Origin of the sequence: Phascolarctobacterium faecium (assembly GCF_003945365.1) — a bacterium.
Lineage (GTDB): Bacteria > Bacillota > Negativicutes > Acidaminococcales > Acidaminococcaceae > Phascolarctobacterium > Phascolarctobacterium faecium.
The window spans coordinates 158,991-180,041 of record NZ_AP019004.1; the positions used below are offsets into that span (position 1 = coordinate 158,991).

Sequence of the window (21,051 nt, forward strand, 5' to 3'; positions counted from 1 at the left end):
CATACGGCAGGTTATTTTATTTCTTCTTTAATATTTGCAGCCCAGAGAAATGGCTTCGGTCGGGCAGGACTGTCTGCATTTACCGCAGACAATACATTCCCTGTCGCCTACCCGTTTACAATCCATCAAGCAACTGCGTACGCAGCGCTGGCAGGCGGTACATTTACGCGAATCTACCTGCATGCCAAAAACGGCGATCCTGTTAAACAGGCTGTAAAAAGCTCCCAACGGACAGAAAAAACGACAAAAAGGCCGATAGATAAATAACGCCGCAGCAGCCAAAAGTCCAATGATCCAACGCCAGTCCAGACCATGCAGATCAAAGAAATACAGATTGCAGGCAAACAGCAGCAGAACCACATATTTAAAATAACTTAAATAGTACGTAATTTTATTTTTAGACAGCTTCAACATCGGCAGCTTATCTAAAAGCTCCTGCGCCCAGCCAAACGGACACAGCCAGCCACAGATCATCCGTCCCAAAAACAGAGCGCACAAGATGAGCAGCCCCCAAACCCGCCAGCCCAAAGGTAAAGTAAAACCGGTCAGGGTATGCTGCGTCAGCCCCCAGGGACATCCGGCTTCTGCATAGCGGCAATAGCCGCAATTAACTCCGGGCAGACAAACATTTTTCCAGGTCATATCGGCCCCCAGCAGATTGGCGGCACCACGCCCATTATACAAAACCGTCGCCGCAAGCTGCGTCGTCCAGCGTTTAAAATCCTTAACCATTTTTACCGCTCCTTTCCTGTATTGCTTTCATTGTAAGGGCTGGAGTTGACTCACAGTCAAGCAGTTTGCAAAAAATCTACAAACAACGCTTGACCTGGAGCAGACTCCAGCATATAAACTCACATATAGAAGCCGTATAAGCAACGGCAGACCCTATCTATTTGCAACTTACAAACAGAGAAACGGAGGAAATACCATGCTGAAAACTCTGGCCCTGACGCTTACTTTATTACTGAGCTTTACTATGGCTGCCTGCAGCAGCACGTCCGGCACCAATGCCAAAATCGACCAGACAACAACTAACGCAGCTCAGACTGCTCCAACAGACGCAGTCCAACGCATCAGGCTGACACTCGCCAACCAAGACGAGCTTATCCTTAAACTCAATGGCACCAGAGCTGCAGAGGATTTTTTGAGCCTACTGCCGCTGGAACTGACCTGCAAAGATTTTAATAATACCGAAAAGGTAGCTTATCTGCCGCGGCGCCTGGACACACAGGGCGCTCCTGCCGGTTTTGATCCTCAAACAGGCAGTTTTGCTTATTATGCACCTTGGGGTAATCTGGCATTTTTTTACCGTGATTACGGTTATGCCAACAGCCTCATTGAACTTGGTACTGTTGAAAGCGGTATTGAAAAACTGGCCGCTTTCGATAATGATTTCACTATCAAACTGGAACGCCTGCCCTAAAAAAACAGAGCTTGCATAAATGCAAGCTCTGTTTTTTTAGGCTTTCAGCGTTTCCTTCAATATCTCAACGATCTCTTCTTTAGTCAGCACTTTATAACCGCCATCAAGAATAAACGAACCCTGAGCGATCCCGTCAAGCATCGTTTCATCGACGCCAAGTTCCCTGCCGTTAAGTACAAGTCCCAGCTCCCTCATATAGCTTTCCATCGCCGCAAGGCCTGCCTGAGCTATCTGTTCATCAGTTTTCCCCTCAGGACGCACATCCCATACATTGATGGCAAAGCGTTTGAATTTCGCCAGTCCGTACGGCATGATGTGCCTGTAATAAGGCAGCGACACAGCGGCCAGAGTCATTCCGTGCGTAGCGTCAGTGTAAGCGCCGATCGACTGACCGATCATATGCACCATCCAGTCTGTCGACTTTCCTTTAGCTACCAGGGTATTCAAGGCCCATGTAGCGATCCACATAATATTGCTTCTCGCTTCATAATCTTCAGGGCTTTGCACCGCGATCCTGGAACTGTGGATCAGCGAACGCAGCAAGCCTTCCATAAGATAGTCGGAAGTATTGTCGTCAGTTCCGGAAAAATACTGTTCCAAAATATGCGACATGATATCAAAAAATCCGGCAACCATTTGATAACGCGGGAGCGTAAAAGTATAAGTCGGATCAAGTATCGAAAATCTGGGGAACACATTATCACCAAACACCCGCCCTATTTTAGCTTTAGCCGCATGATTGGTAATAACTGAGCCGCCGTTCATCTCCGAACCTGTACCAACCATAGTCAGAACACAGCCAACCGGGATAATCTTATTATCCACCGCTTCCATCCGCAGATAATATTTTTCCCATGGATCAGTTTCGCAGTAAGCGGAAACTGAAACAGCCTTGGCATAATCACAGACAGAACCGCCGCCGACTGCCAGGATCAAATCGACCTTGTTTTCTTTGGCTATCCTGCAGCCTTCATATAATTTTTCCAGTGTGGGATTAGGCATTACACCTGCATCCTCAAAAACTGTTTTGCCGCTGGCTCTCAAAAGCTTGACCACGTTTTCATAAATACCGTTTTTCTTAATCGAACCGCCGCCATATACCAGCATGACATTTTTACCATAGCATGCCAATTCCTGCGGCAGATTTTCTAATGAATTTTCGCCAAAATACAATTTGGTAGGATTGGAATAAACAAATTTACCCAGCATTATTTTTGCTCCTTTATTTCAAATTTCCATATTCTGCATCTGTTACCGGTTCCAGCCATTCATTGGACACCCCCGCGGCGGGCACTTCGACTGCAAGGTGTGCAAACCAGCTGTCAGGAGCCGCTCCATGCCAGTGTTTCACTTCAGGCGGGATATTAACCACATCACCCGCGTTCAGCTCCCGGGCCGGTTTCCCCCACTCCTGATAATAACCTCGTCCGCCTGTGACAAGCAGTATCTGCCCGCCTTGATGATGGATATGCCAATTATTGCGACAGCCGGGCTCAAAAGTAACATTGCCAATAACTACTCCTTCTGTTGTCAGCATCTTCAAATAGCTCTGCCCCACAAAATACCGGGCATAGGCATCATTTTTTTCACCCATGGGAAACACGCTTAATTTTTCTTCCAACATTCTCACATCGTTCTGCGCTCAAATCCGTTGTAGCTGAAAACGCAGTCCGCACTGATGCAGAACCGCCAAATCACCTGTTTTTTATTGCGCCCACTCATAACTAAAATGCCGGAACTTCCGTTCCTTATCTGTATCATATCCAATGGAGTTAACTCCAAGTCAAGCAGCTTTTTCAAAAAATTAATACCGGCTGTCTGACAACAAAACCGATATTTAAAAAAGCTCTGCCTGCAGTGACCGCAGCGCCCGCAAGTTTCTTTCCGTAACCTTATCCGCAGGCTCCAGCTCACTGCACAGCAGCGGCGAACTGCTATTTCCAGCCGTAATCTGCTGCAGCTGTCTGCGGCTGTCATTGGCATAACAATAAATGCAGCCATGCAGACAGGTGTTATAGGCGCCGATATCGATACTGGCGGCACAGCCACATTCACCGCGCTGATTTTTATCTTTGACTGTATCAAGACGGCACCCGCCCACACGGCCAAGCAGCTCTGCGTCGATGCAACTGGCATGCCCAATCCCCAGATCAGCTAATTCTATAGCTTCCGCACAGGTTTCCAGCTGCAGACCATATTGCCGGGCTGTTTGGGACAATACAGCCGCAAGCCGCCGCTGCTCGTCCTCACTCAGGCCTCTCAGCCCTGCCTGATGCAGACCTGCCTTGATCTTAGGATAATAATCAAGGAAACTGATAATACATTTTTTCGTGCTGCCGGCCAGCTGCGCTGCCAGTTCCTCAAAAACCGCTGCGTGATACTGCAGGTCATAGCGTGCACTTAACAGGATCGGGTCATAGCGCCAGATCATTCTTTCCGCACCTATCTTCTGCGCCAGCTGCCGAAATATCTCTATCCTCACCGCCAATGGCGGTAAAGCTGCTTCTACGTCAGCAGCATACGCATTGAGCGTAAATTGAAAATAATAAGCATACGCATCCAGAACTGACAGCTGCTTAAGCATCGGTTCTGGATTTTTTGTCCAGAAAACCAACCCATCCACGACCTCCGGCCGCAGGCTGATCCTGCTTACCTGATGAAGGTTCAGAGGATTGCGTACCAGTACATACTGTTCCTGCAGCCGCTTTTGGAACCATTCCCAATAAAAAGCAGGAATATCAGTTCGCCGGCTGGCACTGATAATCATTCGTCATCCCTCCTCTTTTTGATAAACTGCTTAAAGCTTCACTTGTTTCTATTATACACTGATCTATATCGAACAGGCCGGCTAATTTTTTTCAGAAAACGCTTGACTTGAAGTTAACTCCAAACGCTAGAATGAATTTAAAAGTTACAGGAGGTGATTTTTATGAATATTACCGAAGCAGGCAAACTGACTTCGCTGACACCCAATACTCTGCGTTATTACGAACGGATCGGGCTTATCCCACCTGTCGCCCGTAATAAAGGCGGGACCCGGGAATACACTTTCAAAGACCTCTGCTGGATAGAATTTATAAAAACCATGCGGTCAGCCGGTCTCTCCCCGGAAACTTTGATAGAATATGTCGCCTTGTCACAGCTCGGCGACACCTCGCTGGAAGCCCGTAAGGATATTTTAGAACTGCAGCGGGAAGTGCTGCAGGAAAAATTGGAATTTATCCAGCAAACCTTAGCCAGAATAGATATCAAAATAGAAAACTACCGTACTGACATTTATCAGAAAAACCATCCGTTACAAAATCAAAAACAAGAGGAGGCAGACCTATGAAAAACTTTATTTCCATGTTCCTGATGACATCCCTGCTGCTGGGGGGGATGACCTTTACAATTGGCAAAATGAGCGTGTGTGCCGCTTCAAAAAACAGGATTGAAACAGCACAGCAAAAACAGGCGCATCTTTTCGGCAGCGCCAAAAACAAACTTGCCGCCACCGACCCGGATTTTGCTCAGACCATGGACAATTTCATTTACGGCGACGTTTATTCCCGTGGTAAGCTGACCGACAAACAACGTGAACTGCTGACGATCACCGCACTTACCGCCAGCCAGACTTTAGACAGCCTGCCTGCACAAGTGCAGGCCGCACTGGAAGCCGGCGCTACCCCGGTAGAAATAAAAGAAACACTTTATCAGTGCGCTCCCTATGTGGGCTTTCCCAAAACGGTCGGCGCTTTGGAAATCACCAATAAAGTTTTTAAAAAACAGGGCATTAAAATGCCGCTGGCAAACCAGAGTACTGTTACCGAAGCCACCCGTTTTGACGACGGCTTTAAAGTACAGGGTGAGATTTTCGGAACAGAACACATTGCCGCCATGCACAAAAACTCGCCGGCTAATCAAAAACATATAGCCAATTATCTTTCAGAGTTCTGCTTTGGCGATACCTACACCAGAAACGGCCTTGATCTGCAAATGCGGGAATTGATCACCTTATGCGCTATCAGCACTATCGGCGGTGCGGAACCTCAGGTCAAAGCCCATGTACAGGCCAATCTCAATGTCGGCAACGATAAAGAACTGATGCTGGACGCAGTTACCCAGTGCCTGCCCTATATTGGTTTTCCACGTACGCTGAACGCCATCGCCTGCATCAATCAGATCATCCCCGCCAATGCCTGATAAGCATTATATGTAAAAGAATACCTGTGCTGACTTTAAAAGTCAGCACAGGTATTTTATTTATCTGCAAATCATTGTGCCGTCCGCTTTTTACCAAACGTATCTATTTCGCCGCGTACACCTTCCAGCCAGCTGCTGATCAGTCGCTGCATCTTCCCGGTCCCGATATCCTGCAGAGCCAGTCCTTTTGTTATATCCGCCTGCGGGCAGCTTGCGGCTATAGCATCCAGACTCTTTTCGATACCGCTTTTTTTACTGGTACAAAACGGTACGAGCACTTTACCTGAAAAATCATGCGCTTCTAAAAAAGTACGCACGGCCATAGGCGTTGTTCCATACCAGACAGGATAACCGATGAAAATCGTATCATACTGGGAAATATCGGCTAAATCCGCCGCCAGAGGAGGCCGTTCATTACCTGCAAGTTCCTGTTTAGCTATTTTACCGCATTCACTTTTATCCTGCGGATAAGGCACCTCAGTCTGAATTGCAAACAGCTGTCCCCCGACCGCAGCCTGTATCTGCCAGGCGGCCAGTTCTGTATTCCCAGTATGTGAAAAATAAGCAATCAGTATTTTAGGATTAGTAGGCAAGCCTTCCGGTCCTTTAATCGTAACCGGCTTATTTTCATCCGTTTCTTCATACCCGATCCCGCCACAGCCTCCGACCGCAGCCATCAACAGCAGACCCAGCAGCAGCAGATATTTCTTGCAGCTTCGCATAGTATCCCTCCAAGCATCAAATCATTCTTTCTTAATTGTATCATAAACCTTAGAGTTTGCTCTATGTCAAATAAAACTTTTTATTTTTTATCAAAAAACAGCCCTGATAAATTATCAGGGCTGTTTACTTACCAGTGATATTTTTCGCCGCGGCTGATTTTAAACGCACGGTAAATCTGCTCTACCAGCAGCAGACGGATCATTTGATGGGTAAAAGTCATTTTGGAAAAAGAAATACGCTCATCAGCCCGATGCCGCAATGCATCCGTATAACCAAAAGCACCGCCGATCACAAAGGTGATATGGCTGCTGCCCGCTAAGGCCAGCTTCTCTATTTTGGCGGCCAGCTCCGGTGAACTTACGGCCTTGCCACTAACATCCAGTAAAATCACATACGAATTTTCCGGGAGCACTGCCAGCAAACGTTCTGTTTCTCTGCCCAGCACCTGTTCTTTTAAGGCCGGCGATGGATCTTCCGGCATTCTCTCTTCTCCAATAGCGATCGTTTCCAATTTACAAAACGGCTGCAGCCGTTTTGTAAATTCTTCGATCCCCGCCGTCAGATACTTTTCCTTGATCTTACCCACACAGGCAATGGTAATCTTCATTTAACGGTTTTCCTCAGGAATCTCTTCCAGTGTCATGTGGATCGTTTCTTCAGCGCCGCCGCGCAGAACAACAACATCCACACTGTCGCCGACTTTCAGCTCAGCCAGCTTGCCGCGCAGCTCTACTACTTTATCGATCTTCTCACCGTTGAACTTGAGAATGATATCGCCGGGACGCAGGCCGGCTTTAGCCGAAGGACTGCCTTCCCAAACCTTCATAACAAAAATACCGTCATGCAGGTCGATATCAAAACCGTAACGGTTGGCAATATCCTTATCGACCAGGCTGGCGCCAATATACGGACGCACTACACGACCTTTTTTAGCCAGTTCATCCAAAATCGGTTTGGCCGAATTGATGGGGATAGCAAACCCAATGCCTTCGACACCGGAAACAGCGATCTTCGCAGAATTGATACCTACGACCTCCCCTTCCGCATTGACCAGCGCACCGCCGGAATTGCCGGGATTGATCGCCGCATCAGTCTGGATCAGGTCAAATTTACGTTCCCCTAACTGGATGGAACGGTTCAAAGCGCTGATTACACCGGCTGTGACACTGCCGCGGAACTCCAGCCCCAGCGGATTACCAATAGCAATAGCGGGTTCACCGACCTGTAAAGTTGAGGAATCACCGAAATCGGCAACAGGAAGATTGTTTTCGTCGATCTTTACTACGGCAAGATCAGTTGCCGCATCGGCCCCCAATACCTTGCCTTTGACACTGCGCCCGTCCGTCAGGCTGACGATGATTTCTGAAGCGCCTTCTACAACATGGTTATTAGTCGCGATCAGACCGGACTTGTCATAAATAACGCCGGAACCTGTGCCGCGTTCCGTCAGCTGCACTCGATTAAAAATATCGCGCACATAGGCTTTATTAGTGATGCCCACTACTGCCGGACCTACTTTTTTAGCCGCCGCTACGATCGGCGTGTTACGGGCACCGGAAAGGCTGGCATCTTTCTGTGCCGCAGCAGCAGTTTTCTGTTCCTTTACTGCCTCAGCCTTATTGTTATCACTGCAGCCGCCTATAAGTACAGCAGCTCCCAGCAGAGCACAGAAAAAGATATTCATGGTTTTTTTCATAAAGCTTCTCTCCATCTCAACACTCCTCAATCATAATTTTTTACTATGTTTTCCTGCGATGTGATATAAATTTTTGTATCCGCGCCAACTTCGTTAGCGTCCAGGATACCCCGCACCGTTTGCAGGGCCAGGGAAGGCAAATTGTTTTCCTGGCTCAGATGCGCCAGAAAAACCTCTTCCGGCAAGCGCTCCATATGCGCCAGCAGCCAGGCTGCCGAAACATTGGATAAATGCCCGCGTGTTCCCAGAATCCTCTGCTTGAGTATCTGCGGATAACTGCCATTTTTCAGCATATCTTCATCGTGGTTGGCTTCCAGCACCACTACGTCAGCATCAGCTATATTCTGACGCACCTCGTCTGTCACAAAGCCTACGTCGGTGAGATATGTACATTTACTGCCGCCGCTTTTAAAAACATAGCCTACTGTAGAGGCTGCATCATGCGGGACGGCAAAAGGGATTATTTCCAAACTGCCGCTGCTCAGTTTTTTGGGCAGTAAGCGGCAACAGCTGCGTTCCATTTCACTTTTTTTCGGCATATACTGCCAGGTACTTTCATTGGCAAACACCGGCAGACGGTATTTACGGCAAAAAACAGGCAGTCCCTTTACATGGTCGTTATGCTCATGTGTCAACAGTACGCCCGTCAAATCTTCAGGCTTCATGCCTGCCTGATGCAGACGTTCCGTCAGCTGGCGGCAGCTGATGCCGACATCTACCAGAAAAGCCTGCTCTCCGGCACGTATCACCGCGGCATTGCCTTTACTGCCGCTGGCCAGGATCGTGATTTCAAACTCACTGCTCATGCTTCGCCTGCCGCGATTTTGTGCCCGGCACTGGTTCCAATACGTTCAGCTCCTGCAGCCAGCATAGCCTGCGCAGCTTCCGCGTCACGGATACCTCCGGCGGCTTTGACTTTGAGACCATACTTTTCTGCTTCGGCTGCCAGCAGCTTTACGTCATCGACAGTAGCGCCGCCCTTGTTAAAACCCGTACTGGTCTTGACAAACGCCGCACCGCCTTCGGCTACTAAACGACAGGCCGTGCACTTTTCAGCGTCTGTCAGCAGGCAGGCTTCAATGATCACCTTGACCGGAAACGGACTGGCCGCCTCGACTACGCTGCGGATATCACTGACTACAGCAGCATAATCACCGGTCTTAAATGCCGATACGTTCATGACCATATCTATTTCATCAGCGTGCGCTTCGACCGCCATTTTTGTCTCCAGAGCCTTGACCTCAGAAAATGCAGCTCCCAGCGGGAACCCTACTACTGTCACAACCTTGACGTTCGTATCGCTCAGCAGATGTCTGGCCAGCCCCACATAACACGGATTCACACAAACGCCAAAGAGCCCGTATTTCCGGGCTTCGCTGCAAAGCTGCATAATATCCTCGACAGTTGCCTCAGGTTTTAATAAAGTATGTTCAAGATGCTTCGCAATCGTCATCCCCGACTCCTCCTCATCTTCTATAATGATTTTTGCTTCTATATATTATATCAAAACTTTATACTTTCTGCTTTGACAAAAAAGTAAATTTTTATAAAAACAGAGCCATAATTTTAATTATAGCTGTTCATTGTAATTATACACTAACAATATTCTATATTATCATACAATAAAAACTCTGTGTTCTTAATAAAAAAGCCCCGACTGTACAGTCGGGGCAACATAAACATTTCTCTAATTTCAGTGTTTTTTACGGCACTTCTCACAAACGCCAAAGAAATAAAATTGGTGTTTGTCGATACTGTAACCGCTTGCTTCTTCCACCTTTACGACCAGAGACCGGTCATTGAGAGCCGGTACATCATCGACACGGCCGCAGACAGTACACTGCACATGGCTGTGCTCGCTGATATCAGCATCATAGCGGAAACTGTCCTCGCCGGTATTGATGATCTGAATCAGGCCCAGTTTATTGAGAATCTCGACGGTCTTATAAACCGTAGCAAAACTCATGGAAGGATATTTAGGCTGCAGGGTACCGAACAGCATTTCAGCACTGGGATGCTGCTTGGTATTAGCCAGCGCTTCATAAACTGCCAATCTTTGCGGAGTGACTTTATAACCGTTTTGACGCAGCAGGGCGGTCAGTTCTTGGTTGTTTAACATGATTTACCTCCTTGGTTGAAATGTTTTTTGTCCGGCATTTATTGCCTGTTTAGTTTTAGATAATCTTTATCTATTATTTACTAAATTATAATAAAGAAAAACTTTCCTGTCAATATTTAATATCCTTTAATTGCAGCTGTTTAAACATATTTCACAAACCTTCCACAAGGATTTTGGCAATTAAAAGCGAATTTTATAATTATTATACACAAGAAAGAGGTAGACCCATGACCATTGAACAAATAATTGCCGGCGAACTGTCGGTCAGACCGCAGCAGGCAGCCGCAACTCTAGAACTGCTGGACAGCGGTAATACTATCCCTTTTATCGCCCGCTACCGCAAGGAAGTGACCGGATCGCTGGACGAAGAACAAATCCGTATGATCAGCGAACGTGCTCAATATCTACGTAATCTGGAAGAACGCCGTCAGGAAATACTGGAATCAATAACTTCACAGGAAAAACTGACCCCTGAACTTGAAAGCCAGATCAAAGCTGCTGTCAAAATGCAGGAGCTGGAAGATCTTTATCTGCCTTACCGTCCTAAAAAACGTACCCGGGCACAGATAGCCCGTGAACGCGGACTGGAGCCTCTGGCAGAACTGATCATGGCTCAATCCCAGCCGCTAATGACCTTAGACAAGCTGGCCAGCCTGCATGTAGATCCTGAAAAAGGTGTCAACTCTGTTTCCGAAGCCTGGGCCGGGGCCTCCGACATAGTTGCCGAAAATATTTCCGACCGCGCCGATATCCGCGAACTGATCCGCAAAGAACTTTGGAAAGGTGCCGAACTTGCTTCAACGCTGACAGTTGATGAAACCGAAGGGCAGGATTACCTGATGTATAAAGAATATTCCGAACCGGTACGTCAGCTGCCGCCGCACCGCATTTTAGCCTTGAACCGCGGTGAAAGCAAAAATTGTCTGAAGCTCACCCTAAATTATCCTGCGGATTCCATGCTGACTAAACTGGCTCAAAAACTGAAAATCCAGCCACACACAGTTTGGAACGAGCTTTATACAAATGCTGTTGCCGACAGCTACAAAAGGCTGCTGTTTCCCTCGCTGGAGCGGGAACTGCGTAACGAACTGACGGAAAAAGCAGAAAAACAGGCTATTTCTGTCTTTGCCGCCAACCTGCGGCAGCTGCTGCTGCAGCAGCCTATTGCCGGGCATACTGTTTTAGGTCTCGATCCCGGTTACCGCACCGGCTGTAAAGCAGCCGTTATTGATCCCAACGGACGTACACTGGCGATCAATACGCTGTATATCACCGGCAGCCAGCATCAGCGTGAACAGGCGGAAGCCGGCTTTATGGATCTGATGACCAGGCATAAAGTGACCCTGGTAGCTATCGGCAACGGAACTGCTTCTTTTGAAACAGAGGAGTTTACGGCCCAGATGATCGAAAAATACCATCTTGATATTGCTTACCTGATCGTCAGCGAAGCAGGCGCTTCTGTTTATTCTGCCTCCAAGCTGGCCCGCGAAGAGCTGCCCGATCTGGACGTTTCCCTGCGCGGAGCGGTATCCATTGCCCGCCGTGTACAGGACCCTCTGGCAGAACTTGTCAAAATAGAGCCCAAGGCTATTGGTGTTGGTCAATATCAGCATGATGTCAATCAAAAGGAACTCACTGCGACCTTAGGTACTGTTGTCGAGTCCTGCGTCAACCACGTCGGCGTCGAGCTGAATACAGCTTCTCCCGCTCTGCTTTCATACGTAGCAGGCATTTCCGGCACCGTCGCCAAAAATATTATTGCCTACCGTGACGATAACGGTGCCTTTACCAGCCGTAAGGAACTTTTAAAAGTTGCCCGTCTGGGTCCGGCAGCCTTTACTCAATGCGCAGGCTTTCTGCGTATCGCCCAGGCAAAAAATCCTTTAGACAATACCTCCGTCCATCCTGAAAGCTATACCTTAGCAGAGCAGATCCTGGCAGAGCTTGGCTTTGACCTGAAACACTGTAATGACATCGCTGTTCAGGAAGCGGCAGCTAAAGCCGACGCCTCTGCCATTGCCGTCAAACTGAACGCCGGCCTGCCGACTGTAACTGATATCCTGGAAGCCCTGGCCCGGCCGGGGCGCGATCCGCGCGAAGATGCTCCGGCACCGCTGACACGCAAAAAAGTAGCAAAACTGAGCGATTTGGAGATCGGCAGCGTTGTCAAAGGAACAGTCCAAAATGTTGTTGATTTCGGAGTTTTCGTAGATATCGGCCTAAAAACCAGCGGTCTGATTCACCGCAGCGAATTATCCAACAGTCGGTTTCACCACCCTCTGGACGTTATCAGCGTCGGCGATGTGATCGAGCCGGTCATCATCAGCATCGACGAACAACGTAACCGTATCGGCCTGAGCTTAAAACAGGCAAAAAAAACTACCGTCTAAATATAATTTAAACAGACGTCTTTTAAGACGTCTGTTTTTTATTGTTACAAATTATATTTTCATCACAATATTAATAAATATAAAGATATGTATACTTTTATTTTTATGATATAATATTTTTAAATAACAATCAATAATATTTAGGTGATAAACATGAAAAGAGATATCAATACCCTCAGTCTGTTAAATGAAATATCAGAACTTGTTTATGTTTCCGATCCAGAAACCTACGAGCTGCTGTTTGTCAATCAGACCGGCTGCCAGACACTGCATCTGGAAAACTACAAGCACAAAAAATGCTATGAAGTTTTACAGGGTAAAACTTCACCCTGCGAATTCTGTACCAACGACAGACTGTGCGATGATAATTTTTATACCTGGGAATTCACAAATCCCTCTATCGGCAGACACTTTTTACTCAAGGATAAAATAATCCAATGGCGCGGCAAAACTGCACGCATGGAAATAGCTTTTGATATAACAGAACGCGAACTGCAAAAGCAGGAACTGAAAAATATGCTTGATGTCCAGACCTTAATTACCAACTGTGTCCGAATGCTTTACGCCGTCGATGACCTCGATCAGACGATCAATGCTGTCTTGACCCAGATCGGCGAATTTCTAGTTTCTGACCGTGCTTATGTTTTTGAAATCAAAGACGAGTTGATGAACAACACACATGAATGGACAGCTCCCGGGATCTCGCCGCAGCTGGAGAAGCTGCAGCAGCTCGATCTGTCATTGATTTCCGACTGGCTGCCGTTTTTTGAAAAAAACGACTGTATCATCATCGACGATGTCGAACAGCTACAAAAGACTAATCCGGCGGCTTATGCCACGCTGCACGCCCAGGAAATCACCTCTTTGATCGCTGCGCCTATTTTTTTGGATAACAAGCTGGCAGGCTATATCGGCATCGATAATTACGACAGTGAAAAAATCAAAAATTCTTCTTATTTGCTGCTTTCCATGTCCATTTTTCTTTCCTATGCGATCAGACATCGGAATCATGTCGATATGCTGCATCGCCTCAGCTACCACGATCTGCTGACGAACGCACTGAACAGAAACGCTTTTATGGACGTGCTCAGTCAGTTCAGGCCGGGACAATATGCTTCTGCCGGCATTATTTATATCGATATCAACGGTATGAAGGAAATCAATGATTTTTACGGCCATCACCAGGGTGATAAAATCCTTATAACAACTGTAGCCAAAGTCTTCAACCTTTTTAAACCCGACGAACTTTTCCGCATCGGCGGTGATGAGTTTGTTATCATTACCTATGATCTGACAGAAACCGATTTTTATGAAAAATTTAACCTGCTGCGTAATATTTTCTGTGAAAAAACTAACTTGCCCTTCTCCATCGCTACAGGCAGCTGCTGGGTCAAATCCCCCAGCGATTTAAACAGCCTGCTGCAGCAGGCTGACAGCGCTATGTATACGGATAAGAAAAAATTTTATTATGGCAAAGAAAAAACAAGCCGCTATCGGCATAATTTAGATGATATCCTCAATCTGGCCAATTACAGCGCTCTGCAGGAAGCACTGACAGCCGGACAGTTCTGCATTTATTTCCAGCCTAAAATTTCTTTGGATACCGAGGAATTTATCGGTTCTGAAGCTTTGATCCGTTATATAAATCAGGCCGGAGAAATCATTGCCCCCAATAATTTTATTCCGATCCTGGAAGAAGCAAGACTGATAAAAATGCTGGATCTTTATGTTTTTGAAGAAGTCTGTAAGCAGATCAATATCTGGAAAGAAAGAAAACTGCGGGTCAAACCCGTTTCTATCAATCTTTCACGCAGCACTCTGTCTTACCATTTCCTGGCCGATCAGCTATTAGCTCTTATCACCAAGCATAATATCGACATCAGCCTGCTGGAACTGGAAGTCACCGAAACTGCCGAAGTCGATAATCAGCTTGTTTTCAGCCAGGCTTTGGAAAAACTGAAGGAATATGGTTTCTCTATTTCCATTGATGACTTCGGCGTTCGCAACGCCAGTCTTTCGCTGTTCACTACTATCAATTTCGATATTTTAAAATTAGACCGCAGTTTGGTAAAAACACTGGCACAAAACCAAAAGGCACGTATCCTTATCCGTTCTCTGGCTGTCATTTGTTCTGATCTCGGTATCAAATTGATTGCCGAAGGCGTGGAAACACTGGAACAGTTGGATATTTTAAAGGAATTGCGCTGCAATGAGGTGCAGGGTTATTTATTCAGTAAACCTCTGCCTTTAAATGACTTTGAAAACAAATATCTCCAGATCCTGCGGTAAGACGGCTTGTTGACAGCCCAGACTGTAAGCCTCATAATAAAATCAGAAGCATAACCCTGAAGGAGGCGGTCTTATGACAGCAATAACCGGCAAACCAGCAAAAATATATACAGCTTATTTCAGTCCTACAGGCGGTACCAAAAAAGCAGCCCTGGCACTTACCAGTGCTCTGGCTGATACAGACGGATTTACAGAAATAGATTTGTCTTTACCTGCTTTGGCACAGTATACTTTCGCTGCTGATGATATCATCGTTATCGCCGTACCGGTTTTCGGCGGCAGAGTTCCAGCTTTTGCACTGCAGCAGCTGACCGCTCTGCACGGTCAGAATACCAGCGCCATTGCTGTAGCAGCTTATGGCAACCGCGCCTACGAAGATGCCTTGCTGGAGCTGAGCGATAGTCTGACCAGTCAATCCTTCCGTGTGATCGCCGCAGCAGCCGTACTGTCCGAACATTCGATGCTGCGCAGTGTCGCCGCCGGCCGGCCTGATGCTGACGATCTGGCACAATTAACTGACTTTGCCAAAAAAATCTCCGCTAAGCCGTTAACAGAGGCGCCAGCGCTGACAAATATCCCCGGCAATCGTCCTTATAAAGACTGGCAGCCTATGCCCGTCGTACCTCAGGTCAGCGATTCCTGTATCCGCTGTGGTATTTGCTCGGCCACCTGCCCAACTCAGGCTATCCCCAGCGGGCAGCCGCACACAACTGACCCCCAAAAATGTATCCTGTGCCTGCGCTGCACTACTATCTGCCCTCAGCAGGCCCGCTCACTGCCTCAGCAGGCTCAGGCCCTGATCGCCCAGAAGCTGGCGCCGATAAAAGACATTTACAAAAACAACGAATTTTTCTGCTAAAAACAATAATCCCGCGCTTGTTTTAAACAAGCGCGGGATTTCTTTTTTACTGACCAGGCATGAGTACCGAAAGCAGCACCGGTACCAGCAGCGTCAGCAGCAGGCCGTTGATAAAGGCGAATAGCCCGACATGGATATTGGTATATTTGATAACCACCGGCAGACCGGAATCCATAGTCGCAGCTCCTGATGGCGCCAAAGCCAGGAATTTATTGATTTTTACCAACAGCGGTATGGCTAAAAATGCCAGGACTTCACGCAGCATATTAGCTAAAAAGGCGATCGTCCCGATCTCAACACTATACAGCGTACTGATAACTACAGAGGAAAGGCTGTACCAGCCTAAAGCACTGCCGACAAGCAGCGCGTCCCGCATTTCCATCCCGGTCACGAAGGCTGAAAGAGCCGCACCGCCTAAACTGCCGATAGTTACAGCCGTTGGAATGGCAACTGCCAGCAGAATACTCTGCGGATTGCAGATTTTTTTTATAATATGCCTGTTTCCGCCGATTTCGATACCGGCAACAAAAACCATAAAATACAAAGCCGACATCAAAATCTCGTCCAGCAGGTCTTTATGTTCCAATCCCAAAAAGAAATATCCGCCGGCGATTCCTAAAGCGATAAATGTAAAAATAGCATAAACCATTATTCATCGCTCCCTTCCGCCCGGGCTGCCGTTTTTGCAAAAAGCTTCAGCACCAGCCACAGCATCAGCACGCTGCCGCCAATGATAAAAACTGCCATGACCAGAGATTTGCCGCCCAACTGGTCCAGTTTGCCCAAAAGCTCTGCATCACAGCCGATCTTAGCACCCAGACACAACAGCATGATAAACAGACTGACTGTAGAAAACCGGCTGAGCCATTTTTTCACATTATAATTTAAAAGGTCACTGCAACCTACGGCGATCCCCAAAACGATCGCGATCATGATCTCCTGCATTGCTTCCCCTCATTCCCATAATATAAAACAAGCCCCGCGCACGGCAGGGCCTGCTGATCACTATTTTTTATTCTAACGACAGCAGCAGCGGATAAAGCGGCTGACCTCCGTCAAAAACTGTAACTTCCCAACCGCCGTCCAGAGCTTCAAGCTCTGCGGCGATTTTATCAGCTTCAGACTGTGTCAGATCACTGCCATAATAAAGGCTGATCAATTCCCAGTCGCTGCCGGCCAGCTTGACAGTTTCCGCCGTGACTTCTTCCAGAGTTGCTCCGGCATAAACGATCTTATCTTCCAGCAAACCAATATACTGCCCTTTTTTTACAGTTATCCCGTTAACAACGCTGTCACGCACAGCAATACTGACAGCAGCACTGTGGGCTTCCTTAGCCTCACGTCGCATCACAGCGCTGTTTTCCTGCAGTGTTTTAGCTGCGTCAAAATGCAGCAGTGCCGCCAGACCCTGCGCCAGATTTGTTGTCGGCACATAATCTACCTGCGCTGCTCCCAATAATTTTTTGACCTGCTCCGCCGCCAGAATAATATTTTTATTGTTCGGTAAAATAATGTACTGCTCCGCCGAGCCCTTTTCAATAACTTTAATAAACGCCTCTACCGGCGGATTCATGCTCTGCCCGCCGCTGATGATCTCAGCTGCACCGAGCTGATGCATGATGCTGGCAATACCGTTCCCGGCCGCCACCGACAGTACAGCCAGACCGTGCTTCTCCGTCTGCGCACCGACAACGCGATGCTGATGCTGCTCGGCCATATTGTCGATCTTGATATCGTGCAGGGAGCCCCAGCTCAAGCCGTGCTGCAGAACCAGCCCTGGAGCTTTGGTATGGATATGCACTTTGACTATATCGCCGACAACAGCTACAATCAACGAATTACCCAAAGGCTGAAGAGTACTGCGTACAACGTCCTCTTTGACTTCAGCTTCCTTAACGATAAATTCTGTACAATAAGGATTTTCCAAATCTACTTCCATCTCGATAAAATTGGCGAAGGATGGCTTTGACGGCGGCAGATGCAGCTCACCTGCATCTTCGCCTCGGAAACCCGCCAGACAGCCTTCCAGGAAAACGATCAAGCCCTGACCGCCGGCATCAACTACTCCAGCCGCTTTCAGCGCCGGCAGCAGTTCCGGCGTACGAGCCAGTTCTTTTTTTCCGCTCTCCAACGCCTCGCATAAAACATCTTCAAAATCTTCACCCTGACGCACAGCATGATACGCACCTTTGGCAATAGCACGCGCCACAGTAAGGATCGTTCCTTCAACAGGCTTTGATACCGCCCGGTAAGCATACAAAATACCAAACTGAAAAGCTTTGCCCACCTCGTTGCTGGTAGCTCGTTTTTTGCCGGCCAGGCCTTTTCCCAGGCCACGCAGCAACTGCGACAGGATCACGCCGGAATTACCGCGCGCCCCCATGATCGCACTGCGGGCTGCCATAGTCCCTACTTCGGAAACAGTCGCATTCTGCAGCTGACTGATCTCACGGGCCACTGCTGCCATCGTATGCATCATATTAGTGCCGGTATCGCCGTCCGGCACCGGGAAAACATTCAAATCATTAATATATTGATAGTTTTTTTCAAAACTTTTATAAGCGCCCAACAGCATATTTTTTATTTGTTCGCCGCTGATAATCGCCTCTTGTTTACTTGTCATATCAAGTCTGCACCTTTCTTCAGCGCTGCCGCCGCACAAAAAGGCCAATAACACCGGGTCCTAAATGTGCTGCCAGAACAGTTCCGATCCCGGTTACCAGAACAGGCAGTCCGGGAAACAATTCAAGCATTGCCCTGCGCAAAGTTTCAGCGTCTTCCTCAGCTTCAGCATTCGCCACATACACAGCTTCTATAGGAGCATTCGCAGCGGCAAGCTCGACCATGCGCTGCAATACTTTCTTGCGGGTACGGCATTTATCGACAACAACCAGTTCGCCGTCGGTATCGATGTGCACGATCGGACGTATGCCCAGAATATTACCTACTAAAGCGCCTACGGCGCCTATACGGCCGCCTTTCTGCAGATAATCTAAAGTATTGACGGAAAAATACGTTTCCGTTCGCTCGATCAGGCCCTTCAGATACTCCTCCAGCTCGTCCATCGTTGCGCCGGTTTCAGCATAAGCGAGTACTTCCATTGCCATTCCGCTGATCGGACAGGCCGCTGTAAGACTGTCAAAGACACGGATATCAGACCCGGGAATTTCACTCATGACCTGCCGGGCTGCTAAGCGTGCTGTCTGAACAGTACCGCTCAAAACACCGTCTAACATGATCGCAATCACTTTTTTACCGTCTGCGGCTAATTCTGTAAATACATCAAGAAATCTGCCGATGGCCGGCTGCGAAGTTTTAGGCAGCTGCCCGCTTGCTTCCACCATGGCAAACATTTCCTGCAAGCTTTTTTCTCCGTCCACCCATTCGGTATCTCCATGTCTTACCAGCAGGGGGACCACATGGCAACGGGGATCGTCCCGCAAGGGTGTTTCTTCTGCAACAGCAATACTGTCCAAAACGATATGGATATCATTTCTCACTGCGCATCCTCCCTTAATCAAATTAACGTACATGCTCTTATTTCAGGCAGACGCCTTTAGAATATGTATATATTTTATCATATTTCCAGCTCTATTTCCACTTATAGCACAATTAGCAGGCCTTTTTAGCCATTTTTGTAAAAAAATAAAGTATAATCCTGCTTTTTCCACCACTGTCTGCACTTTTGTTGAAGCTCAACTTCAAAACAGCATTGCAAATACTGTAAACGACTTCAATTTTTTAGCAGACTTAAAAAAGGGTAAAAAAAAAAAGCCCTTACGAGAAGGGCCAAATGAGGGGCTGTTTTGATACTCCTAGTATAGCATTTTTGTATACAATATGCAATAGCAGTTTTCTGCCTTTTTCAGAAAATTTGTGCAAAGAGAATTTATCTGCATTGGACAAAGGTTTATTGATAATCTTTACCGATAAAAATCACCGCGTCATAAGACGCATCATCAGCCCGCAGAATCCTCAGAGTGTACGGGAACGGTACAGCCGACAGCCTGCTGACCACACGTCCGTTGCTGGTCGTAGATACTACCGTAGTCTGATCACGTTCAGGATCACTGCCGCCGTCGATAACCTCAAAGCCCATTGCTGCCAGTCTTGCTGCGGCATCACTGCCTGCTCCTTTGCCGCTGCAGTCAACGACCTTGACAGATACCGTATTGCGGCTGCTTTCCTTAGCAGGCGGTTTCACAGCCTTAGGCGGCTCTGTTAACTGCTGCCCGTCTTTCTCTGCCGGTCCCAGTTCTTCGCCTGACTTAGATTTTTTAGCCTTAGCTTTCTTTTCGGCATCAGCTTTTTCTTTATTCTTCTCTTTCGTATCCTCTTTTATTTTCTTTTCTGTTTGTTCATCTGCTTTGATTTTCTCTTCTGCAGCTTTCTGTTTTTCTTTTTCCTGCGCTGTAATCAGGTTGCGTTTATACTCTGCTTCCATTTTTTCAGCACCCTGACGATAACGTTCCGTCATCTGCGCGCCCTGCATATCTACCATCTGCTCGCGCAGGTCAGTAATATCGGGAATCCAGTAGCTGATCTCATCAATATATTCAGGCGTACCTGGAACTGTAGCCATCTGCAGACCGCCCTGTTCTTTCATCATTCCGTGTAAAGCGCCGCCCATCGCCAGCATATCTGAAACGGGCAGGTCAGTTTTGACCATTTTCATAATTTCCGAAACCAGCCCCGGCATCTTAGTTAAAATCTGTGCCGAAGCAATCTTTTCGTAAACCGCCATCATAAACTTCTGCTGACGCTTAATACGGCCAATATCGCCTTCCTCATCACGATAGCGCACATACTGGATCGCTTTTTTGCCATCCAGATGCTGTTGCCCTGCCGGAAGATCGATCAGAAAATCATCCCAGTCATCATAATAATACATATCCTTTTCCACATCAATATCAATGCCGCCGATCGCATCGACCAAACTTTCAAAACCACTGAAATCGACCATTACATAATTATTGACCTGAATGCCCAAAAGCTCTTCCGTTGTCTGCTGCGTCAGCTTGTGTCCGCCGAACGCATAAGCATGGTTGATTTTATCCCAGCCATGCCCGGGGATCCGCACCCTGGTATCACGCGGAATCGACAGCAGCGAAACATTTTTACTTTTAGGGTCGAACATTACGACAAATAACGTGTCGCTGCGACCAGGATCATCGTCCTTTTCCCTGCCGTCTACGCCTAATACTACGATATTGCGTTTAGAGCCCAGCCGTTCATTGCGCGGCAGGTCATCCATAGTTTTAGCCAGCGTCCCAAACATCGGATCGCCGTTCATATAAGCATATACCAAATAACTGGCGGCAGCGATTGCCGCTACGATCAGCAAAATTAATTTTTTCAATCCTTTTCTTC

The 21,051-nt window shown here is 47.5% G+C and carries 21 protein-coding genes; 6 read left to right on the forward strand and 15 right to left on the reverse strand.

Annotated elements, in window-relative coordinates; genetic code table 11:
• Positions 1 to 27 precede the first annotated feature (27 nt).
• On the reverse strand, positions 28 to 732 hold the full coding sequence (locus tag PFJ30894_RS00750; protein WP_125668778.1) for a 4Fe-4S binding protein: 705 nt from the start codon (positions 730 to 732) through the stop codon (positions 28 to 30).
• Positions 733 to 928: 196 nt separating this feature from the next.
• On the opposite strand from PFJ30894_RS00750, the gene PFJ30894_RS00755 reads away from it, so the two are divergent.
• Positions 929 to 1,423: a cyclophilin-like fold protein gene (locus tag PFJ30894_RS00755; protein ID WP_197714958.1), complete on the forward strand. Its 495-nt coding sequence runs from the start codon at positions 929 to 931 to the stop codon at positions 1,421 to 1,423.
• A 36-nt stretch (positions 1,424 to 1,459) separates the two neighbouring features.
• Here the strand turns inward: PFJ30894_RS00755 and PFJ30894_RS00760 are convergent, their stop codons facing one another.
• The 3 genes from PFJ30894_RS00760 to PFJ30894_RS00770 all read right to left on the reverse strand — a co-directional run bounded on the left by PFJ30894_RS00760 (position 1,460) and on the right by PFJ30894_RS00770 (position 4,190).
• The gene (locus PFJ30894_RS00760) at positions 1,460 to 2,632 is read right to left on the reverse strand and encodes an iron-containing alcohol dehydrogenase (protein ID WP_125668779.1); all 1,173 of its coding nucleotides are present in this window, start codon (positions 2,630 to 2,632) and stop codon (positions 1,460 to 1,462) included.
• A gap of 13 nt (positions 2,633 to 2,645) precedes the next feature.
• Positions 2,646 to 3,047, reverse strand: coding sequence for a cupin domain-containing protein (locus PFJ30894_RS00765; RefSeq protein ID WP_113077465.1), 402 nt, complete (start codon positions 3,045 to 3,047; stop codon positions 2,646 to 2,648).
• A gap of 213 nt (positions 3,048 to 3,260) precedes the next feature.
• Entirely contained in the window at positions 3,261 to 4,190 is a 930-nt protein-coding gene (locus PFJ30894_RS00770) for a DUF1848 domain-containing protein (RefSeq protein WP_125668780.1), read from the reverse strand.
• A 162-nt stretch (positions 4,191 to 4,352) separates the two neighbouring features.
• Here PFJ30894_RS00770 and PFJ30894_RS00775 point away from each other — a divergent pair, with 162 nt between their 5' ends.
• Positions 4,353 to 4,754, forward strand: coding sequence for a MerR family transcriptional regulator (locus PFJ30894_RS00775; RefSeq protein ID WP_125668781.1), 402 nt, complete (start codon positions 4,353 to 4,355; stop codon positions 4,752 to 4,754).
• Complete coding sequence (locus PFJ30894_RS00780; RefSeq protein WP_125668782.1) at positions 4,751 to 5,605, forward strand: carboxymuconolactone decarboxylase family protein; 855 nt, start codon at positions 4,751 to 4,753, stop codon at positions 5,603 to 5,605. Before PFJ30894_RS00775 ends, PFJ30894_RS00780 begins: the two co-directional genes overlap by 4 nt.
• A 71-nt stretch (positions 5,606 to 5,676) precedes the next feature.
• Here the strand turns inward: PFJ30894_RS00780 and PFJ30894_RS00785 are convergent, their stop codons facing one another.
• From PFJ30894_RS00785 to PFJ30894_RS00810, 6 genes are all read right to left on the reverse strand, one after another.
• Positions 5,677 to 6,327 (reverse strand): flavodoxin, encoded by a 651-nt coding sequence (locus PFJ30894_RS00785; protein ID WP_125668783.1) that lies wholly within the window; start codon positions 6,325 to 6,327, stop codon positions 5,677 to 5,679.
• A gap of 128 nt (positions 6,328 to 6,455) precedes the next feature.
• A complete protein-coding gene (gene rlmH / locus PFJ30894_RS00790; protein WP_021719017.1) occupies positions 6,456 to 6,935 on the reverse strand; it encodes a 23S rRNA (pseudouridine(1915)-N(3))-methyltransferase RlmH in 480 nt (159 codons plus the stop codon).
• Positions 6,936 to 8,024 carry a S1C family serine protease gene (locus PFJ30894_RS00795; protein WP_227202698.1) on the reverse strand — a complete coding sequence of 363 codons (1,089 nt, stop codon included), beginning with the start codon at positions 8,022 to 8,024 and terminating at the stop codon, positions 6,936 to 6,938.
• Between the two features lie 26 nt (positions 8,025 to 8,050).
• On the reverse strand, positions 8,051 to 8,830 hold the full coding sequence (locus PFJ30894_RS00800; RefSeq protein ID WP_046431258.1) for an MBL fold metallo-hydrolase: 780 nt from the start codon (positions 8,828 to 8,830) through the stop codon (positions 8,051 to 8,053).
• Positions 8,827 to 9,477 (reverse strand): deoxyribose-phosphate aldolase, encoded by a 651-nt coding sequence (gene deoC, locus PFJ30894_RS00805; protein WP_125668784.1) that lies wholly within the window; start codon positions 9,475 to 9,477, stop codon positions 8,827 to 8,829. Before deoC ends, PFJ30894_RS00800 begins: the two co-directional genes overlap by 4 nt.
• Before the next feature lie 240 nt (positions 9,478 to 9,717).
• Positions 9,718 to 10,143 (reverse strand): transcriptional regulator PerR, encoded by a 426-nt coding sequence (locus PFJ30894_RS00810; RefSeq protein WP_021719021.1) that lies wholly within the window; start codon positions 10,141 to 10,143, stop codon positions 9,718 to 9,720.
• A gap of 227 nt (positions 10,144 to 10,370) precedes the next feature.
• Here PFJ30894_RS00810 and PFJ30894_RS00815 point away from each other — a divergent pair, with 227 nt between their 5' ends.
• From PFJ30894_RS00815 to PFJ30894_RS00825, 3 genes are all read left to right on the forward strand, one after another.
• Positions 10,371 to 12,533: a Tex family protein gene (locus PFJ30894_RS00815; protein WP_125668785.1), complete on the forward strand. Its 2,163-nt coding sequence runs from the start codon at positions 10,371 to 10,373 to the stop codon at positions 12,531 to 12,533.
• Positions 12,534 to 12,686: 153 nt separating this feature from the next.
• Positions 12,687 to 14,822 carry a sensor domain-containing phosphodiesterase gene (locus tag PFJ30894_RS00820; protein ID WP_125668786.1) on the forward strand — a complete coding sequence of 712 codons (2,136 nt, stop codon included), beginning with the start codon at positions 12,687 to 12,689 and terminating at the stop codon, positions 14,820 to 14,822.
• A 73-nt stretch (positions 14,823 to 14,895) separates the two neighbouring features.
• Complete coding sequence (locus tag PFJ30894_RS00825; protein ID WP_046431264.1) at positions 14,896 to 15,681, forward strand: 4Fe-4S binding protein; 786 nt, start codon at positions 14,896 to 14,898, stop codon at positions 15,679 to 15,681.
• Positions 15,682 to 15,727: 46 nt separating this feature from the next.
• On the opposite strand, the gene PFJ30894_RS00830 is transcribed toward PFJ30894_RS00825, so the two are convergent.
• From PFJ30894_RS00830 to PFJ30894_RS00850, 5 genes are all read right to left on the reverse strand, one after another.
• Positions 15,728 to 16,330 (reverse strand): lysine exporter LysO family protein, encoded by a 603-nt coding sequence (locus PFJ30894_RS00830; RefSeq protein ID WP_021719025.1) that lies wholly within the window; start codon positions 16,328 to 16,330, stop codon positions 15,728 to 15,730.
• Positions 16,330 to 16,626 carry a LysO family transporter gene (locus PFJ30894_RS00835; protein ID WP_021719026.1) on the reverse strand — a complete coding sequence of 99 codons (297 nt, stop codon included), beginning with the start codon at positions 16,624 to 16,626 and terminating at the stop codon, positions 16,330 to 16,332. The genes PFJ30894_RS00830 and PFJ30894_RS00835 overlap by 1 nt, the downstream gene beginning before the upstream one ends.
• Positions 16,627 to 16,693: 67 nt before the next feature.
• A complete protein-coding gene (locus PFJ30894_RS00840) occupies positions 16,694 to 18,304 on the reverse strand; it encodes a DAK2 domain-containing protein (protein ID WP_021719027.1) in 1,611 nt (536 codons plus the stop codon).
• A 19-nt stretch (positions 18,305 to 18,323) separates the two neighbouring features.
• Positions 18,324 to 19,181 (reverse strand): DegV family protein, encoded by an 858-nt coding sequence (locus tag PFJ30894_RS00845; protein WP_167456993.1) that lies wholly within the window; start codon positions 19,179 to 19,181, stop codon positions 18,324 to 18,326.
• Between the two features lie 410 nt (positions 19,182 to 19,591).
• Positions 19,592 to 21,040 (reverse strand): LCP family protein, encoded by a 1,449-nt coding sequence (locus PFJ30894_RS00850; RefSeq protein WP_021719029.1) that lies wholly within the window; start codon positions 21,038 to 21,040, stop codon positions 19,592 to 19,594.
• Between the last annotated feature and the right edge of the window lie 11 nt (positions 21,041 to 21,051).

What these genes read in the sequence shown, in the direction of transcription:
- PFJ30894_RS00765 (WP_113077465.1), bottom strand. Translation starts at nt 3,047, where the DNA reads ATGTTGGAAGAAAAATTAAGCGTGTTTCCCATGGGTGAAAAAAATGAT.
- PFJ30894_RS00800 (WP_046431258.1), bottom strand. Translation starts at nt 8,830, where the DNA reads ATGAGCAGTGAGTTTGAAATCACGATCCTGGCCAGCGGCAGTAAAGGC.
- PFJ30894_RS00820 (WP_125668786.1), top strand. Translation starts at nt 12,687, where the DNA reads ATGAAAAGAGATATCAATACCCTCAGTCTGTTAAATGAAATATCAGAA.
- PFJ30894_RS00825 (WP_046431264.1), top strand. Translation starts at nt 14,896, where the DNA reads ATGACAGCAATAACCGGCAAACCAGCAAAAATATATACAGCTTATTTC.
- PFJ30894_RS00760 (WP_125668779.1), bottom strand. Translation starts at nt 2,632, where the DNA reads ATGCTGGGTAAATTTGTTTATTCCAATCCTACCAAATTGTATTTTGGC.
- PFJ30894_RS00835 (WP_021719026.1), bottom strand. Translation starts at nt 16,626, where the DNA reads ATGCAGGAGATCATGATCGCGATCGTTTTGGGGATCGCCGTAGGTTGC.
- PFJ30894_RS00750 (WP_125668778.1), bottom strand. Translation starts at nt 732, where the DNA reads ATGGTTAAGGATTTTAAACGCTGGACGACGCAGCTTGCGGCGACGGTT.
- PFJ30894_RS00780 (WP_125668782.1), top strand. Translation starts at nt 4,751, where the DNA reads ATGAAAAACTTTATTTCCATGTTCCTGATGACATCCCTGCTGCTGGGG.
- rlmH (WP_021719017.1), bottom strand. Translation starts at nt 6,935, where the DNA reads ATGAAGATTACCATTGCCTGTGTGGGTAAGATCAAGGAAAAGTATCTG.
- PFJ30894_RS00755 (WP_197714958.1), top strand. Translation starts at nt 929, where the DNA reads ATGCTGAAAACTCTGGCCCTGACGCTTACTTTATTACTGAGCTTTACT.
- PFJ30894_RS00770 (WP_125668780.1), bottom strand. Translation starts at nt 4,190, where the DNA reads ATGATTATCAGTGCCAGCCGGCGAACTGATATTCCTGCTTTTTATTGG.
- PFJ30894_RS00795 (WP_227202698.1), bottom strand. Translation starts at nt 8,024, where the DNA reads ATGAAAAAAACCATGAATATCTTTTTCTGTGCTCTGCTGGGAGCTGCT.
- deoC (WP_125668784.1), bottom strand. Translation starts at nt 9,477, where the DNA reads ATGACGATTGCGAAGCATCTTGAACATACTTTATTAAAACCTGAGGCA.
- PFJ30894_RS00840 (WP_021719027.1), bottom strand. Translation starts at nt 18,304, where the DNA reads ATGACAAGTAAACAAGAGGCGATTATCAGCGGCGAACAAATAAAAAAT.
- PFJ30894_RS00785 (WP_125668783.1), bottom strand. Translation starts at nt 6,327, where the DNA reads ATGCGAAGCTGCAAGAAATATCTGCTGCTGCTGGGTCTGCTGTTGATG.
- PFJ30894_RS00810 (WP_021719021.1), bottom strand. Translation starts at nt 10,143, where the DNA reads ATGTTAAACAACCAAGAACTGACCGCCCTGCTGCGTCAAAACGGTTAT.
- PFJ30894_RS00830 (WP_021719025.1), bottom strand. Translation starts at nt 16,330, where the DNA reads ATGGTTTATGCTATTTTTACATTTATCGCTTTAGGAATCGCCGGCGGA.
- PFJ30894_RS00775 (WP_125668781.1), top strand. Translation starts at nt 4,353, where the DNA reads ATGAATATTACCGAAGCAGGCAAACTGACTTCGCTGACACCCAATACT.
- PFJ30894_RS00815 (WP_125668785.1), top strand. Translation starts at nt 10,371, where the DNA reads ATGACCATTGAACAAATAATTGCCGGCGAACTGTCGGTCAGACCGCAG.